Source organism: Kitasatospora sp. NPDC015120, assembly GCF_043080305.1.
Taxonomy (GTDB): Bacteria; Actinomycetota; Actinomycetes; order Streptomycetales; family Streptomycetaceae; genus Kitasatospora.
The window spans coordinates 461,739-476,097 of the sequence record NZ_JBIBVJ010000001.1 but is presented as its reverse complement, the minus strand read 5'-3'; the positions used below and the strand labels follow the sequence as shown (position 1 = coordinate 476,097).

Here is a 14,359-nt window from a genome sequence, read left to right as displayed (position 1 = left end):
AGGTTCCTGCCCATGCCGATCGACCGTCACATCCTGCTGCTCCCGGGCAGCCTGCGCGCCGGGTCCGTCAACGAGACCGTGCTGCGCACCGCCGCCGCCGTGGCGCTGGCCACCGAGGGCGTCGCGACCACCTACTACACCGGGCTGGCGGGTCTGCCGCACTTCAACCCGGACCTCGACACCGACCCGCTGCCGGCGCCGGTCACCGCGCTGCGGGCGGCGGTCGAGGCCGCCGACGCCCTGCTGATCTGTACGCCCGAGTACGCCGGGACCCTGCCGGGCGCGTTCAAGAACCTGCTCGACTGGACGGTCGGCGGCATCGAGATCGCGGACAAGCCGGCGGCCTGGATCAACGCCGCCGGGACGGGGCGGGGCCTGGGCGCCGAGGAGGCGTTGCGCACGGTGCTGCGCCACACGGGGGCGTCCGTGGTCGAGGCGGCCTGCGTCCGGGTGCCGCTGGCGCGCGGGGACGTCGGTGCGGACGGGCTGGTCGCCGACCCGCTGGTGCGGGACCGGATCGGCGAGGCCCTGCTCCGGCTGGCGGCGTCGGCCTGAGCCGCGGTCGCCCGCGCCGCCGTCGCCCGCGCCGCCGTCGCCCGCGCCGCCGTACCGCTGTGCCGCCGTACCGCTGTGCCGCGGTGCCGCGCCCGCGCTCAGTGCTCCTCGGGCAGGTGCACGCCGAGCCCGGCGAGTCCTTCCAGGAACAGCTCGGCGCCGACCGCCGCGAGCAGCAGGCCGAGCAGCCGGGCCACCACCTCCAGCGAGGTCCGGTGGGTGCGCAGCATCAGCGGGGCGAGCACGGCGACGCAGACGTAGTTGACCGCCACCACGGCGACGTACGCGCCGGCCACGGTGGCGTGCCAGCCCCAGTCGTCCTTGGCGAGCGAGCCGACCAGGACGGCGGTGACCGCGAGCGGGCTGGCCAGGTAGGGCAGCAGCAGCTCGCGGATCCCCTCCACCAGCGGGTTCGCCAGGTGCTCGTCCGTCTCGTCGGCGCCGGCGCCCAGGTGGACGCCGAAGACCAGCGCGACCGCGTAGACGAAGAAGATCAGGCCGCCGGCGAGCTGCAGCGACTGGTTGCTGATGTGGAACAGCGAGGTGACGAAGTCCGCGCTGAAGGCGAGGGCCACGCCGATCAGCGCCGAGATCAGCGTGCTCCAGGCCGCCAGGCGCCGCAGCTCCCCGGAGGTCCGGGTGGAGGCCAGCCGGGCGAAGGACAGCAGGACCTTCGGCGGGCCGACCACGGCGAAGAAGGCGATGAAGGCGCTGCTCAGGTCGAAGACGAACATGCGCCAAGCATGGCCGCGGTGATCATCGCCGTTCGGCTGCCACGCCTGCGCCCGGGTTATTCCCGTTCACGCCGTGATTCGCCCGAACGGCTGCCCCAGGTCGAGCGGCCGGGCGGTTTCCGCTGCCATGGAAGCCGGACCTCCCTCCGTGCGGCGGAGGGCTCCCGAAGGGGACTTGGACATGGCTCTGAACCGAAGCGACCTGGGTCTGCTGGCCCTGCGCGGTGCCCTGGGCGGGGTGCTGATCGCCCACGGCACCCAGAAGCTGTTCGGCTGGTTCGGCGGTGGCGGCCTGGACGGCACCGCCCAGGCGATGGAGGCGATGGGGTTCCACCCGCCGCGGCAGAGCGCCCTGGCCGCGGGCCTCGGCGAGGCGGGCGGCGGCGCGCTGCTGGTCGTCGGGCTGGCCACGCCGGCGGCCGGCGCGGTGGTGGCCGGGACGATGGCGGGCGCGGTCGCGGTGCACGCCCCGTCGGGGTTCTTCGCGATGTCCGGCGGTTACGAGTACCCGGCGTTCCTCGGTGCGGCCGGTCTGGCGGTCGGCCTGGCCGGGCCGGGCCGGTACTCGCTGGACCACCTGAGCGGGCACGCCTTCAACCGGCCGTGGGTCGGGGTGCTGGCCTTCGCGGGGAGCGCGGCCGCGGCCTACGGGGTGGTGGCCCGCCGCCGGCACGCCGTGCGGCTGGCGGAGGAGCGCGCGGCGGTGGAGGCCGAGACCCAGGAGGGCTCGGGGCTCTCCTGAGCCCGCGCCCGGCCGGGGGCGGCTCACCCGAACGCCCCGGCCCTGGTGGCGAACACCTCCCGGTCCACGGAACGTGGGCGGGGAGGCCCGCCGGGCAGCCCGGCGCGGCCGGACCCGACGGCCGGAACCCCGACGGCCAGAATCGAGGATCCCGATGGACCGCCACCCGACCCGCCGCCCCGCGTCCCCGCCCCGGCCGACCGCCGCGGACCCGCACGCCCCCGCCGTCCGCCGCCCGTACCGCGCCCTGGCCGCGGGGGTGGTGGCGGCGTTGCTCGGCGGGGCCGTGCTGGCGGGCTGCTCGTCCGACGGCGGCGGGGGCAAGACGGGCGCCGCGGCCTCCTCGGCCGCCGCGCAGGCGGGTTCGGCGATCGCCGGCGCCGCCTCCGCCGCGGCCTCGGCGGCGGAGTCGGTGCTGGCCACGGCGGCCGGCGGGCTGCCCTCGGCGGCGGCCTCCGCGGTCGCCTCGGCGCAGGCGAAGGCGTCCTCCGCGATCGCCGGCATCAAGGGCGGGCTGGACGCGAAGGGGGACGTCGCGGTCGGCACGGTGGCGTTCGTGGACGGCAAGGCCGAGGCGGCGCTGACCGTCACCAACCACGGCCAGGACACCAGCCGGTACGTGATCCAGGTCAACTTCACCGACGACAGCGGCAACGTCCTGGACGTGACCGCCGTGACGGTCCCGGACCTGGCGGCGAGTCAGAGCACCGAGGTCAAGGCGCGCAGCAACCGGGACCTCTCGGGCTCGGCGAAGGCCGTGGTGGCCAACGCGGTGCGCTACTGAGCGCCGCCGGGCGCCCGGCCCGCTTCCGAACCACCCTCGCTGATCCGCAGGTCAGCGGGGGTGGTTCGGTTCCCGGTGAACCTTAAGGGCGGCTCAAGCCGCAACGTCACCCCTTGACGGGGTAGTTGGTCTAGTCCATTTTAGTCCCCAGGTGCAGGGAGCCCCTGAACCGGCGTCAGCGGTCCGCCGCAGGCGCCGGTTCGGCATATCCCGGCGTCCGTCAAGGCATGTATCCGCTCGATTCCCCCATCCCGTTCTGTCATGCCCCGGTCGTACGGCCCCACCCCGTACCTGCGTCCCGGGACACGTCGGAATCCCCCACACCAGGAGTCACGCACCCATGCTCCGTTCACGCATCGAAAGGGCCGGGGCCCCGGTTCAGGAGGACGGCCGTCGCAAGCGGTCCAAGAGCCTGACCGCGATCGCCGCCGGTACCACCGCCTCCCTGCTGCTCGGCGCGGGCCTCGCGCTCAGCGGCGGCACCGCGGCCAACGCCGCCGTCGGCAACAGCACCGGCGCGCCCGCCACCAGCGGTGGCATCAAGGTCGCCTACTTCGACCAGTGGTCGATCTACTCGAACGCGTACTACGCGAAGACGATCCAGGACACCGGCGTCGCCGGGAAGCTGGATTACATGATCTACTCGTTCGCCAACATCCACCCCACCAACGGCACCTGTTTCCAGGCCACCAAGGCCGCGAGCCAGGACGAGAACAACCCCAGCGCGGGTGACGGTGCGGCGGACGCGTTCGCCGACTACCAGAAGAGCTTCGGCCCGGACATCTCGGTCGACGGCGTCGGCGACGTCTGGGGCCAGCCGATCGCGGGCAACTTCAACCAGCTGAAGAAGCTGAAGGCGAAGAACCCGAACCTCAAGATCCTGATCTCGCTGGGCGGCTGGACGTACTCCAAGTACTTCTCGTCGGCGGCCGCCACGGACGCCTCGCGCAAGAAGCTGGTCTCGTCCTGCATCGACATGTTCATCAAGGGCAACCTGCCGGTCGACGCCGGCTACGGCGGCCCGGGCTCGGCGGCCGGCATCTTCGACGGCATCGACATCGACTGGGAGTACCCGGGCGGCGGCGGCCACCTCGGCAACCAGGAGAGCCCGAACGACAAGCAGAACTTCACCCTGCTGCTGAAGGAGCTGCGTGAGCAGCTCGACGCGCAGGGCAAGGCCGACGGCAAGACCTACCACACCGCGGCCGCGGTGGGCGCCGGCCAGGACAAGATCAAGAACGTCGAGACCGACAAGATCGGTCAGTACCTGTCGTTCCTCGACATCATGACGTACGACATGCACGGCGGCTGGGAGGCCAAGGGCCCGACCAACCACCAGGCCCCGATCTACAGCGGCCCGAACGACCCGATGAACCCGGTCCCCGGTGGCACCGGCAAGTACTCGGTCGACAACGCCGTCAAGGCCTACACCGTGGGTGACCCGCAGTACGGCATCCCCGGCGGCTTCCCGGCCAAGAAGATCAACGTCGGCGTGCCGTTCTACTACCGCGGCTGGACCGGCGTCCAGAACAACGGCAAGAACGGTCTGTTCCAGCCCGCCACCGCCCCGGCCCCGGGCGCGGCCCTGTCGGGCAACGTCGCCGGCATCCAGATGTACAAGGAGCTGGCCGGCTTCGTCGACAACCCGGCGAAGACCTACTGGGACGACGCGGCCAAGGCGACCTACTTCTACGACGGCAACGTCTTCTGGTCCGGTGAGGACGCCCGCTCGATCCAGGCCAAGCTGGACTACGCGCACTGCAACGGCCTCGGCGGCTCCTTCGCCTTCTCGCTGTACGACCTGGGCACCAAGACCGCGCTCTTCGACAAGATGGTCGAGGCCACCAACGGTTCCGCCGCGGCCTGCCCGGCCCCGCCGGTGACCACGCCGCCGACCACCCCGCCCACCACGCCGCCGACCACCCCGCCCACGACCCCGCCGACCACGCCGCCGACCACCCCGGCCGGCTGCGCGGGCGCCCCGGGCTGGGACTCGGCCGCCACCTACGCGACCCCGACCAAGGTCTCCTGGAAGGGTCACTACTACACCAACAAGTGGTGGACCAAGGGCGACGACCCGAGCGCCAGCGGCGCCTGGGGCGTGTGGACCGACAACGGTCCCTGCTGACCCGGCACTGACCGGATGAGGGCCTGACGGACCCTCGCACCCACCGCACGAAGAGTCCGGCCCGCCGGGGGAGTCCCCCGGCGGGCCGGACTTGTCGGCGTCACGGGCCGGATCAGCCCAGGTCGGCGGTGCGCCCCAGGGCGTCCGGCTGGCTCTCCTCGATCCGGCGCAGCATCCGGGCCAGCATCCCGGAGAGCACGGTGCGGTCCTCGCCGACGACGTCCTGGAGCAGCTCCTCCTCGAAGACCGCGGCCATCCGCATCGACTCCAGCCACTTGTCCCGGCCGATCTCGGTCAGCTCGATGATCACCCGGACCCGGTTGGCCTCGTCCCGCTCCCGGGTGACCAGCCCCTCGGTGACCATCCGGTCGATCCGGTGGGTCATCGCGGCCGGGGTGAGGCCGAGCCGCTTGGCCAGCTCGCCGGGCCCGAGCCGGTAGGGGCTGCCGGAGACCACCAGGGCCTTGAGCACCTCCCACTCGGCCGAGGTGATTCCGAGCACAGTCAGCTGCCGGTCGTAGGCGACGGTCATCCGCCGGGCGACCCGGGAGAGTGTCTGCACGATGGTCTCCACCTGGGGGTCGACGGTGGGGAATTCCCGCTGGTAGAGGGCCACCTGCTCGCTGATGCCCAGCTCGCGGGGAGTGGCCGGCGCGGGCTTCTCTGCAGTCATGCGGACCAGTCTCCCATGCGAAGTGCACTCCTTAAGCCTTTGACTCGGCACTCTTCTGGTGCTAAGACTTTAGAGTCAAACTTTAGCTCTTAAGTCTTCTTCCCTTAAGAGTACGCAGCGAAACTGACGGAGTCCTGACGCCTCCGTCCGCAATGAAGGGGTGTGCACGGTGACCGGCACGGTGAAGCAGCAGAGGCAGCAGCGACGCGGGGCGGGCGGCCCGCTGCGCCGCGTCCAGATCGGAAACGCGCTCAGCGCGTTCGGCAGCGGATTCACGATGCCGTACATGTTCGTGTACGTGGACCAGGTGCGCGGGCTGGGCTCGCTCGCGGCCGGGATGGTGTTCACCGTCTTCGCGCTGGCCGCGCTCGCCGTCCTGCCGTTCACCGGCCGCGGCATCGACCGGTACGGGCCGCGCCCGGTGCTGCTGGCCGGCGCCGCGCTGGCCGCCACCGGCGCGTTCGCCTTCGGGCACGCCACCGGCACCCCGGCGCTGCTGGTCTCCTCCTTCCTGTTCGGCGCGGGTGTCACCACCTGCCAGCCGGCGCTGGCCACGATGATCGTCCGCTGCTCCACCGCGGCGACCCGCTCGCACGCCTTCGCGCTGCAGTTCACCCTGATCAACCTGGGCATGGGCGTCGGCGCGCTGGTCGGCGGGCAGATCGTCGACGTCGCCGACCCGGCCAGCCTGACCCGGCTGTTCACCATCGAGGCCCTGACCTTCCTGGGCCTGGCCCTGGTGACCGGCACCGCCCGGATCCCGAAGGCCGCGCCGCTGCTCGTCCAGGAGCGGACCGACGGCCCGCAGGGCCTGCGCGCCCTGCTCGCCGACAAGGCCATGCTCCGGCTCAGCGCGCTCGCCGGCCTGATCTTCTTCACCTGCTACGGCCAGTTCGAGTCCGGCGTCGCCGCCTTCGCGACCGACACCGTCGGCACCGCCCCGTCGACCCTCGGCATCGCCATCGGCGCCAACGCGCTGACCATCGTGGTGCTGCAGATGTTCGTGGTGCGGATCACCGCCCGCCGCCGGCGCACCACCGCGATGGCCGCCGCCGGCGTGGTCTGGCTCGGTGCCTGGGCGATGGCCCTGGTGGCCGGCCTGATCCGGACCGAGGCGATGGCCGCCACCGTCGCGATCGTCTCGATCTACGCCCTGTTCGGCGTCGGCGAGTCGCTGCTCGCCCCCACCATGGGCCCGATGGTCGCGGACCTCGCCCCGGCGCGGCTGCTCGGCACCTACAACTCCGGGTACGCCCTGGTGAAGCAGATCGCCATCGCCGTCGGCCCGGCCGTGGGTGTCCTGCTGGTCGGCTCCGGCACCTGGCCGCTCTACCTGGCGGCCATGACCGGCTGCACCGTGCTGATCGTCGTCCTGGCGCTGCGTCTGCGGCCCCACCTCACCGCCGCCCAGGACAACGCGGCCGACGGCTCCGCCGGGGACGAGCAGGCCCCCTCGGCCCCGGTCCGCACCCCGGCCCGGCCGGTCCGCGAACTGCAGACCGCGGCGTGACGCGGCCCTGACGGGCGCCGGACAGGTCACCTGTCCGGCGCCCGTCGCGCTTGGTTTCGCGCCCACCGGCACATAGTGTCGGTGGCTGTCGGCCGTCCGGCCGAGGTCGGACGGGCCGGTGCGGGCCGCCCGGCCGGCGCGGGCCGACCGCGGCCACCGGCGCACCACGCCGGCGGCCGGCCCAGGCGAGACAGGCGAACCGGCGAGGCAACCGACACCATGACGCAAGCGGCGCTCACCCACCCCCCGGCGGCGGCGGACCAGGACGGCCCGGCACCGCGACGGCGGGGGCTGCTGCGCCGGGCGGCGGACCGCTCCGACTGGCTCGGGCCGATCGGCGTGGCGCTCTTCGCCGGACTGCTGCGGTTCTGGAACCTCGGCCACCCCGACGCCTTCGTCTTCGACGAGACCTACTACCCCAAGGACGCCTGGTCGCTGCTGCGCCAGGGCTACGAGGGCACCTGGCCGGAGCACGCGAACGAGCAGGTCCTCGCCGTCCCGCAGCAGATCCCGCTCACCTCCGCGCCCGAGTTCATCGCCCACCCGCCGCTCGGCAAATGGGTGATCTCGCTCGGCGAGTGGGCCTTCGGCCTGAATCCCTTCGGCTGGCGGTTCATGACCGCGCTGCTCGGCACCGTCACCGTGCTGATGCTCGCCAGGATCGGCCGCCGGCTCTTCGGCTCCACCCTGATCGGCTGCACCGCCGCCCTGCTGATGGCCGTCGACGGCCTCCAGCTGGTGATGAGCCGCATCGGCCTGCTCGACGGCGTCCAGATGTTCTTCGTGCTGGCCGCCTTCGGCGCGCTGCTGATCGACCGCGACCGCACCCGGGCCCGGCTCGCCGCCGTGCTGCCCGGCCACGGCGGCGACACCGTCCGCCTCGGCCCGCGCCCCTGGCGGATCACCGCCGGGCTCTGCCTGGGCGCCGCCGCCGGGGTCAAGTGGAACGGCGCCATGGTGCTCGCCGCCTTCGGTCTGCTCACCGTGCTGTGGGACCAGTCCGGCCGCCGCTGGGCCGGCGCCCGTCGCCCCTGGCGCTCGATGCTGCGCCTCGACGCGCTGCCCGCCTTCCTCTCCGTGGCCGGCTCCGCGTTCGTCGTCTACCTCGGCGGCTGGGCCGGCTGGCTGTTCACCGGCGGCGGCTTCGACCGGCACTGGGCCGACGACCGGGCCGGACTCTCCCCGGACAGCGTCCTCGGCGTCGGCCTGCCGCAGGTGCCGATGAGCTGGGTGCCCGCCCCGCTGCGCAGCCTCTGGCACTACCACGCCCAGATGTACGACTTCAATACCGGCCTGAGCAGCCCGCACACCTACCAGTCCAACCCGTTCAGCTGGCTGGTCCAGGGCCGGCCGGTCTCCATGTTCTGGGAGCAGGTGCCGGCCGGCCAGCGCGGCTGCACCGCGTCCGGCGGCTGCGCGGCGCAGATCCTCGGCCTCGGCACCCCGCTGCTCTGGTGGACGGCCTGCTGCGCGCTGGTCTACCTGCTCTGGCGCTGGTTCTTCCGCCGGGACTGGCGCTCCGGCGCGGTGCTGTGCGGCGTGGCCGGCGTCTACCTGCCGTGGTTCCAGTACCAGGAGCGGACGGTCTTCTCCTTCTACATGGTGGTGCTCGTCCCCTTCCTCTGCCTGGCCGTGGCGCAGATGCTGGGCGCGATGCTGGGGCCGCAGGGGTGCTCGCCCGAACGGCGCCGGATCGGTGCGGTCGGCGCCGGGCTGATCGTGCTGGCGATCATGGCCTGCTTCGCCTTCTTCTACCCGCTGTACACCGCGGAGGTGATCCCGATGACGTCCTGGCAGGACCGGATGTGGTTCACCAGCTGGATCTGACCGGTGCTCCGGCTCGCCGGCGGGGGGCAGCTGCTGCCGGTCACCCCGGGGCTGGGTGCGGTCACCGCCGTCCTGCTGCTGGCCGCCGTGGCGGTCGCCGGGTGGGGACGGCTCGGCCAGGGGCGCGCCGTGCTGCGGGCCGGGCTGCGTGCGGTGGTGCAGCTCGCCGCCGTCGCGCTGGTGATCACCTGGGTGGTCGGCTCGCGCTGGTGGTCGGCGCTGTTCGTGCTGCTGATGTTCGCGGTCGCGGTGCGCACCGCCGGGCGGCGGATGGTGCCGGCCCCGGGGCGCGGCTGGCTGTGGGCGGCCGTGCCGGTCGGGGCCGGGGTGCTGCCGGTGCTGGCGCTGCTGCTCGGCAGCGGACTGCTGCCGCCGAAGGGCCTGTCGGTGATCCCGGTCGCCGGCATCCTGATCGGGGGCGCGCTCACCGCCACCTCGCTGTCCGGGCGGCGCGCCCTGGACGAGCTGAGCCAGCGGCACGGCGAGGTCGAGGCGGCGCTGGCGCTCGGCTTCGAGGAGCGCGACGCCCGGATGGAGATCTGCCGCACCGCCGCCGCGACCTCGCTCGTCCCGGCGCTCGACCAGACCCGGACGGTGGGCCTGGTGACCCTGCCGGGCGCGTTCGTCGGCATGCTGCTCGGCGGGGCCTCGCCGGTCCAGGCGGGCGCGGTGCAGCTGTTCGTGCTGGTCGCGCTGCTGGCGGTGGAGTCGGTGGCGGTCGTGGTGGTGCTGGAGCTGGTCGGCCGGGGGCTGGTGCGGGCCGGGCGGCCGGGAGGAGTGATCGGGTAGGCTGGGCGCGTTGAAGGGGAGTAGCCCTCCACCGGACCGTCGACATACTGGCCCTCGGGCCCGGCGCCCGGGGCACCGCGGTCTCGCGACCGGTGCCGGCGAGACCTTCGGCCGCAGTGCTGTGTGTACGGGCGCGCGTCGTGCGCGTGCCGTGGATTGCCAACCAGTGCTGTCGGGCCGGAGCGACCCCCTGACGGAGCTGCTGCGGTCCGGCGGCCCGAACCCGAGGGACACCACCCCCGATGAGTCTGACCGTCGCCGCGATCACGTTCGGCATCATTTTCCTGTCCGAACTGCCCGACAAGACCGCCTTGGCCAGCCTGATGCTCGGCGCCAAGTACCGGGCGAGCTACGTCTTCGCCGGGATCGCCGCCGCCTTCGCCCTCCAGGTGGGCCTCGCCCTGGTCGCCGGAAAGCTGCTCTCGCTGCTGCCGCACCGCTGGGTGGAGGGCGTCACCGGTGTGCTGTTCCTGGCCGGCGCGGCGATGCTGCTGTTCCACGGCGGGGACGGCGAGGAGGACGGGCACGCGGCCAAGGAGCCGTCCGCCAACAGCTTCTGGAAGGTCGCCGGGGCCAGCTTCGTGGTCGTGGCGATCGCCGAGTTCGGTGACCTGACCCAGATCATGACCGCCAACCTGGCCGCCAAGTACGCCGACCCGCTGGCCGTGGGCCTGGGCGCCTGGCTGGCGCTGTGCGCGGTGGCGGGGATCGCGATCCTGGGCGGGCAGAAGCTGCTGAAGCACGTGCCGATGAAGGTGATCATCCGGGTCGCGGCGAGCGTGATGGTGCTGATGGCCGGGTTCAGCATCGTCCAGGCGATCAAGGGCTGACACGGCGGGCCGGGGCCGGGGCCGGGCGCGGGTCCGGTCCCGGCCCTGCTGTCCCGCCGTGCGGTCCGGCCCTGCGGTCCGGCCCTGCGGTCCGGCCCTGCTGTCCGTCCGTGCGTCCGGGCTCAGCAGTCCGCCGGGTTGCCCTCCAGCGCGGCCCGGGTCCTGGGCCCGTAGACGGCGCCGCCGGTCTGGGTGGTCTCGCCCTTGATCTTGTAGCTGCGCTGGTACTGGCCCAGCACCGTCTGGGTCCACCAGTCGAAGCGGCCGCTGGCGATCGACTTGTCGACAGCGCCGCAGTACGCCTCCGAGAGCCGCAGCTGCATGTCCTTGACGTCGCTCCCCTCCATGCCCAGCTGGAGCACCCGGGTGGCGGTGGGGGTGGCGGTCGGGGCCGGCGTCGGCGTCGCGGTGGGGGCGGGCGCCGGGGGCGTGGTCTGCGGCGGCGGCGTGGGCGCCTGGGCCGCGGGCGTGGTCACCGGGTCGGGCACCGGGACCGGTACGGGGGCCGGGGGAGCGGCCGCCGTGGTGGCGGGCGTGGCCGGGGACGGGGTGGCGGAGGCGCTCCGGCTCGGGGAGGGCTTCGCGCTGGTGCGGGTCGGCGTCGGTGCCGCGCTGGGACTGTCCTCGGTGGGCGGCGGCGCGCTCGGGCTCGGCTGGGCCGGGACGGTCGGCTCCACCGGGGCGAGGCCGAGCGTGGCGGTCGGCGCGGGGGCGGCCCGGTCGTCCGGCTCGGCGGAGGGGGTGAGCGCGTAGGCGAGGCCCACGGTGAGCGCCAGCAGGCCGGCGCCGGCCGCGATCAGCAGGCCCCTGCGGCGGGCGAGCGGGCCGCGGGAGTCCTCCTGCGCCGCCGCGCGCCGGGCGGCCCGGCCGCCACCGGCGGCGGTGGCCGCGGGGGCGGCCTGGGCGAACGGGAAGACACCGAGCTCGTCCGCCTCCTCGGCGGCGGGCCCGCCCGCGGGCGCGGGCGGCGCCTGGGGCCGCGACGCCGGCTGCTGCGGCGGCTCCGGCGGGAACGGCGGGGCGGAGGCGACGGGCGGCAGCACGGTGGTCGCGTAGGCGTCGGCGTCCGGGCCCAGCGGGGCCGCGGGCGGCGGCAGCACGGTCGTGCCGAACGGGTCGGTGGCCGGCGGTGCCGGCACGGGCGCCGCTGCCGGGCCGGCGGGCGGGCCGGCGACCGGTTCGGCGTCCACCCCGGGCGGCTGGCCGTCCACGACCTGGCCGACGGCCTGCGGCACGTACGGGCGCACCAGCGGCGGGCCCTCCAGGTGCGGCAGGACGGCGGTCTCGTCGAGGCTGCCGGCCGGGGCGAGGCAGCCGCACCCTGTGGAGCGTGCGGTGCCGCACGTCGGGCAGTGCTGGTCCGGCATCGGCCGGCCCTCCTCGGTGTCGCGGTCGGTGGCGGTCTCGGACTCGGGCTGCGTTCGTCCTGGGGTTCAGGCGGTGGACGGGCCTGATTATGCAGGACGTCCCTGGGAGGGGACAGGGCGGTCCGGCCCGCCGAGGGGTCCTCGGGCCGGCCGGCGGGGGCGGGGGATCGGTGAACGGTCCTGCGCCGAGGCGAACGTCCTGATATCGGACAACGTTACGTTCGGCTCAACTGAAAACGCGCAAAACTGCGCATTTCTGACACCATGGTGAGCCGGGAGTGATCGCCGCCGAGCCGCTACGGATACGGAGACGCCATGACGGATCCGCTCGCCGCGTCCGACCGGGTCCCGGCGGGCGAACCGGGACCGACCCCGGCCACCGGGCGCACCCTGTGGCTGTCGATCGGCGCCCTGCTGCTGGCGATGCTGCTCGCCGCGCTCGACCAGACCATCGTCTCCACCGCCCTGCCCACCATCGTCAGCGACCTCGGCGGGCTGGAGCACCTCTCCTGGGTGGTCACCGCCTACCTGCTCGCCTCCACCGCGGCCACCCCGCTCTGGGGCAAGCTCGGCGACATGTACGGCCGGAAGGTCTTCTTCCAGGCGTCCATCGTGATCTTCCTGCTGGGCTCGGTGCTGTGCGGCGTCGCCCAGAACATGGGCGAGCTGATCGCCTTCCGCGCCATTCAGGGCCTGGGCGGCGGCGGTCTGATGGTGCTCTCGCAGGCCATCGTCGGGGACCTGGTGACCCCGCGGGACCGTGGGAAGTACCAGGGCGTCTTCGGCGCCGTCTTCGGCGTCACCAGCGTGCTCGGGCCGCTGCTCGGCGGGCTGTTCGTCGACAACCTCAGCTGGCGGTGGGTGTTCTACATCAACCTGCCGATCGGCGTGGTCGCCCTCGCCGTGATCGCGACCGTGCTGCGCGGGGTGCAGATCCGGCGCCGGCACCGGATCGACTACCTCGGCACGGTGCTGATCGCCGCCGTGGCCACCTGTGTGGTCCTGGTGACCTCGCTCGGCGGTACGACCTGGGCGTGGGACTCCTGGCAGATCATCGGCCTGGGCGTGCTCGGCCTGGTCCTGCTGCTGGCCTTCGTCCGGGTGGAGCGGACCGCCGTCGAACCCGTCCTGCCGCTGCGGCTGTTCCGCTCGCGGACGTTCAGTCTGGTGGCCGTCATCTCCTTCGTGGTCGGCTTCGCGATGTTCGGCGCGCTCACCTACCTGCCGACCTTCCTCCAGGTCGTCATGAACGTCTCGCCGACGATGTCCGGCATCCACATGCTGCCGATGGTGATCGGCATGCTGGTCACCTCGATCGGCTCCGGTCAGATCGTGGCCCGGACAGGTCACTACCGGGTCTTCCCGATCGCCGGCACCGCCATCACCGTCGTCGGCCTGCTGCTGCTCTCGCTGCTCGACGAGCACACCAGCACCTTCGTGATGAGCTGCTACTTCCTGGTCTTCGGCCTGGGCCTGGGCCTGGTGATGCAGGTGCTGGTGCTGATCGTGCAGAACTCGGTCGGCTACCAGGACCTCGGCGTCGCCACCGCCGGTGCCACCTTCTTCCGCTCCATCGGCGCCTCGGTGGGCGTCTCGGTCTTCGGCACGGTCTTCGCCTCCGGCCTCAACAACCGGCTGCGGGACGCCCTGGCCGGAGTCCCGCTGCCGCCCGGCTTCGACCTCGGGACGGTCGCCGCCGATCCGCGCGTCGTCGACAGCCTGCCCGCCGCCGTCCAGGACGGGATTCACCACGCCTACGCCGAGTCGATCACCCGGGTCTTCCTGTACGCGGTGCCGGTGGCCGCCGTCGCCTTCGTCCTGTCGCTGTTCCTGCGGGAGCAGAAGCTGCGCAGCACCGTGACCGCCCCCGACCTCGGCGAGTCGATCGGCGTCAACCCGGTGGAGCGCTCCTCGCTCGACGAGATCGGCCGGGCCCTGTCCGTGCTGAACACCCGGGAGGCCCGGCGCGACCTGTTCAAGCGGATCACCGCCACCGCCGGGCTCGACCTCAAGCCCGCCTCCAGCTGGCTGCTGCTCCAGATGCACCATCACGGCTCGGTGGATCCCGGCGAACTGGCGGAGCGCCGGGTCGTCCCCTTCGCGGTGGTGGAGGAGGCGGCGCGCGAGGTCGAGGGCCGGGGCCTGGCCGTGCGCAGTGCCGGGCTGCCGCTGCGGCTCACCGAGCCGGGTGAGGCGGCGGCGCTGCAGCTGGTCGCCGCCCGGCGCGAGCAACTGGCCGAACTCCTCGGCGACTGGGACGAGAAGCAGTTCGACGACCTCGCCGCACTGCTCACCCGGCTGGCGTCCTCGCTCTGCGCCGATCCCCGGGACCGGCCGGACCCCGTCGGCCACGAGCCCCCGTACCGCGGCGAGGGCCGCTCCTTCTGACGCCCGGCGCCGGCGACACCCGCCGTACGTCG

12 protein-coding genes are annotated in these 14,359 nt (G+C 73.5%); 9 read left to right on the top strand and 3 right to left on the bottom strand.

Annotated elements, in window-relative coordinates:
• The first annotated feature begins 12 nt into the window (after positions 1-12).
• Complete coding sequence (locus tag ACF1AK_RS02105) at positions 13-555, top strand: NADPH-dependent FMN reductase (RefSeq protein WP_391496836.1); 543 nt, start codon at positions 13-15, stop codon at positions 553-555.
• A gap of 98 nt (positions 556-653) precedes the next feature.
• On the opposite strand, the gene ACF1AK_RS02100 is transcribed toward ACF1AK_RS02105, so the two are convergent.
• Positions 654-1,289: a MarC family protein gene (locus ACF1AK_RS02100; protein ID WP_391496835.1), complete on the bottom strand. Its 636-nt coding sequence runs from the start codon at positions 1,287-1,289 to the stop codon at positions 654-656.
• A 181-nt stretch (positions 1,290-1,470) separates the two neighbouring features.
• On the opposite strand from ACF1AK_RS02100, the gene ACF1AK_RS02095 reads away from it, so the two are divergent.
• The 3 genes from ACF1AK_RS02095 (at position 1,471) to ACF1AK_RS02085 (ending at position 4,943) form a co-directional block, all read left to right on the top strand.
• Entirely contained in the window at positions 1,471-2,031 is a 561-nt protein-coding gene (locus ACF1AK_RS02095) for a DoxX family protein (RefSeq protein WP_391496834.1), read from the top strand.
• 154 nt (positions 2,032-2,185) lie between these two features.
• Positions 2,186-2,815, top strand: coding sequence for an FxLYD domain-containing protein (locus ACF1AK_RS02090; protein WP_391496833.1), 630 nt, complete (start codon positions 2,186-2,188; stop codon positions 2,813-2,815).
• A 340-nt stretch (positions 2,816-3,155) separates the two neighbouring features.
• Entirely contained in the window at positions 3,156-4,943 is a 1,788-nt protein-coding gene (locus ACF1AK_RS02085; RefSeq protein ID WP_391496832.1) for a glycosyl hydrolase family 18 protein, read from the top strand.
• Positions 4,944-5,055: 112 nt separating this feature from the next.
• Here ACF1AK_RS02085 and ACF1AK_RS02080 read toward each other — a convergent pair whose 3' ends face one another.
• The gene (locus ACF1AK_RS02080; protein ID WP_391496831.1) at positions 5,056-5,616 is read right to left on the bottom strand and encodes a MarR family winged helix-turn-helix transcriptional regulator; all 561 of its coding nucleotides are present in this window, start codon (positions 5,614-5,616) and stop codon (positions 5,056-5,058) included.
• Between the two features lie 181 nt (positions 5,617-5,797).
• Here ACF1AK_RS02080 and ACF1AK_RS02075 point away from each other — a divergent pair, with 181 nt between their 5' ends.
• From ACF1AK_RS02075 to ACF1AK_RS02060, 4 genes are all read left to right on the top strand, one after another.
• Positions 5,798-7,126: an MFS transporter gene (locus tag ACF1AK_RS02075; protein WP_391496830.1), complete on the top strand. Its 1,329-nt coding sequence runs from the start codon at positions 5,798-5,800 to the stop codon at positions 7,124-7,126.
• 219 nt (positions 7,127-7,345) lie between these two features.
• The gene (locus ACF1AK_RS02070; RefSeq protein ID WP_391496829.1) at positions 7,346-8,953 is read left to right on the top strand and encodes a dolichyl-phosphate-mannose--protein mannosyltransferase; all 1,608 of its coding nucleotides are present in this window, start codon (positions 7,346-7,348) and stop codon (positions 8,951-8,953) included.
• Positions 8,954-8,956: 3 nt separating this feature from the next.
• On the top strand, positions 8,957-9,742 hold the full coding sequence (locus ACF1AK_RS02065; protein WP_391496828.1) for an ABC transporter permease: 786 nt from the start codon (positions 8,957-8,959) through the stop codon (positions 9,740-9,742).
• Positions 9,743-9,984: 242 nt separating this feature from the next.
• Positions 9,985-10,572, top strand: a complete 588-nt coding sequence (locus tag ACF1AK_RS02060; protein ID WP_391496827.1) for a TMEM165/GDT1 family protein — start codon at positions 9,985-9,987, stop codon at positions 10,570-10,572.
• 122 nt (positions 10,573-10,694) lie between these two features.
• Here the strand turns inward: ACF1AK_RS02060 and ACF1AK_RS02055 are convergent, their stop codons facing one another.
• Positions 10,695-11,939: a peptidoglycan-binding domain-containing protein gene (locus ACF1AK_RS02055; RefSeq protein ID WP_391496826.1), complete on the bottom strand. Its 1,245-nt coding sequence runs from the start codon at positions 11,937-11,939 to the stop codon at positions 10,695-10,697.
• Between the two features lie 315 nt (positions 11,940-12,254).
• Here ACF1AK_RS02055 and ACF1AK_RS02050 point away from each other — a divergent pair, with 315 nt between their 5' ends.
• Positions 12,255-14,327: an MFS transporter gene (locus ACF1AK_RS02050; RefSeq protein WP_391496825.1), complete on the top strand. Its 2,073-nt coding sequence runs from the start codon at positions 12,255-12,257 to the stop codon at positions 14,325-14,327.
• Positions 14,328-14,359 lie beyond the last annotated feature (32 nt).

Bases quoted from the DNA above. Each gene is read 5' to 3' on its own strand.
- ACF1AK_RS02105 (WP_391496836.1), top strand. From the start codon at position 13: ATGCCGATCGACCGTCACATCCTGCTGCTCCCGGGCAGCCTGCGCGCC.
- ACF1AK_RS02100 (WP_391496835.1), bottom strand. From the start codon at position 1,289: ATGTTCGTCTTCGACCTGAGCAGCGCCTTCATCGCCTTCTTCGCCGTG.
- ACF1AK_RS02095 (WP_391496834.1), top strand. From the start codon at position 1,471: ATGGCTCTGAACCGAAGCGACCTGGGTCTGCTGGCCCTGCGCGGTGCC.
- ACF1AK_RS02090 (WP_391496833.1), top strand. From the start codon at position 2,186: ATGGACCGCCACCCGACCCGCCGCCCCGCGTCCCCGCCCCGGCCGACC.
- ACF1AK_RS02085 (WP_391496832.1), top strand. From the start codon at position 3,156: ATGCTCCGTTCACGCATCGAAAGGGCCGGGGCCCCGGTTCAGGAGGAC.
- ACF1AK_RS02080 (WP_391496831.1), bottom strand. From the start codon at position 5,616: ATGACTGCAGAGAAGCCCGCGCCGGCCACTCCCCGCGAGCTGGGCATC.
- ACF1AK_RS02070 (WP_391496829.1), top strand. From the start codon at position 7,346: ATGACGCAAGCGGCGCTCACCCACCCCCCGGCGGCGGCGGACCAGGAC.
- ACF1AK_RS02060 (WP_391496827.1), top strand. From the start codon at position 9,985: ATGAGTCTGACCGTCGCCGCGATCACGTTCGGCATCATTTTCCTGTCC.
- ACF1AK_RS02055 (WP_391496826.1), bottom strand. From the start codon at position 11,939: ATGCCGGACCAGCACTGCCCGACGTGCGGCACCGCACGCTCCACAGGG.
- ACF1AK_RS02050 (WP_391496825.1), top strand. From the start codon at position 12,255: ATGACGGATCCGCTCGCCGCGTCCGACCGGGTCCCGGCGGGCGAACCG.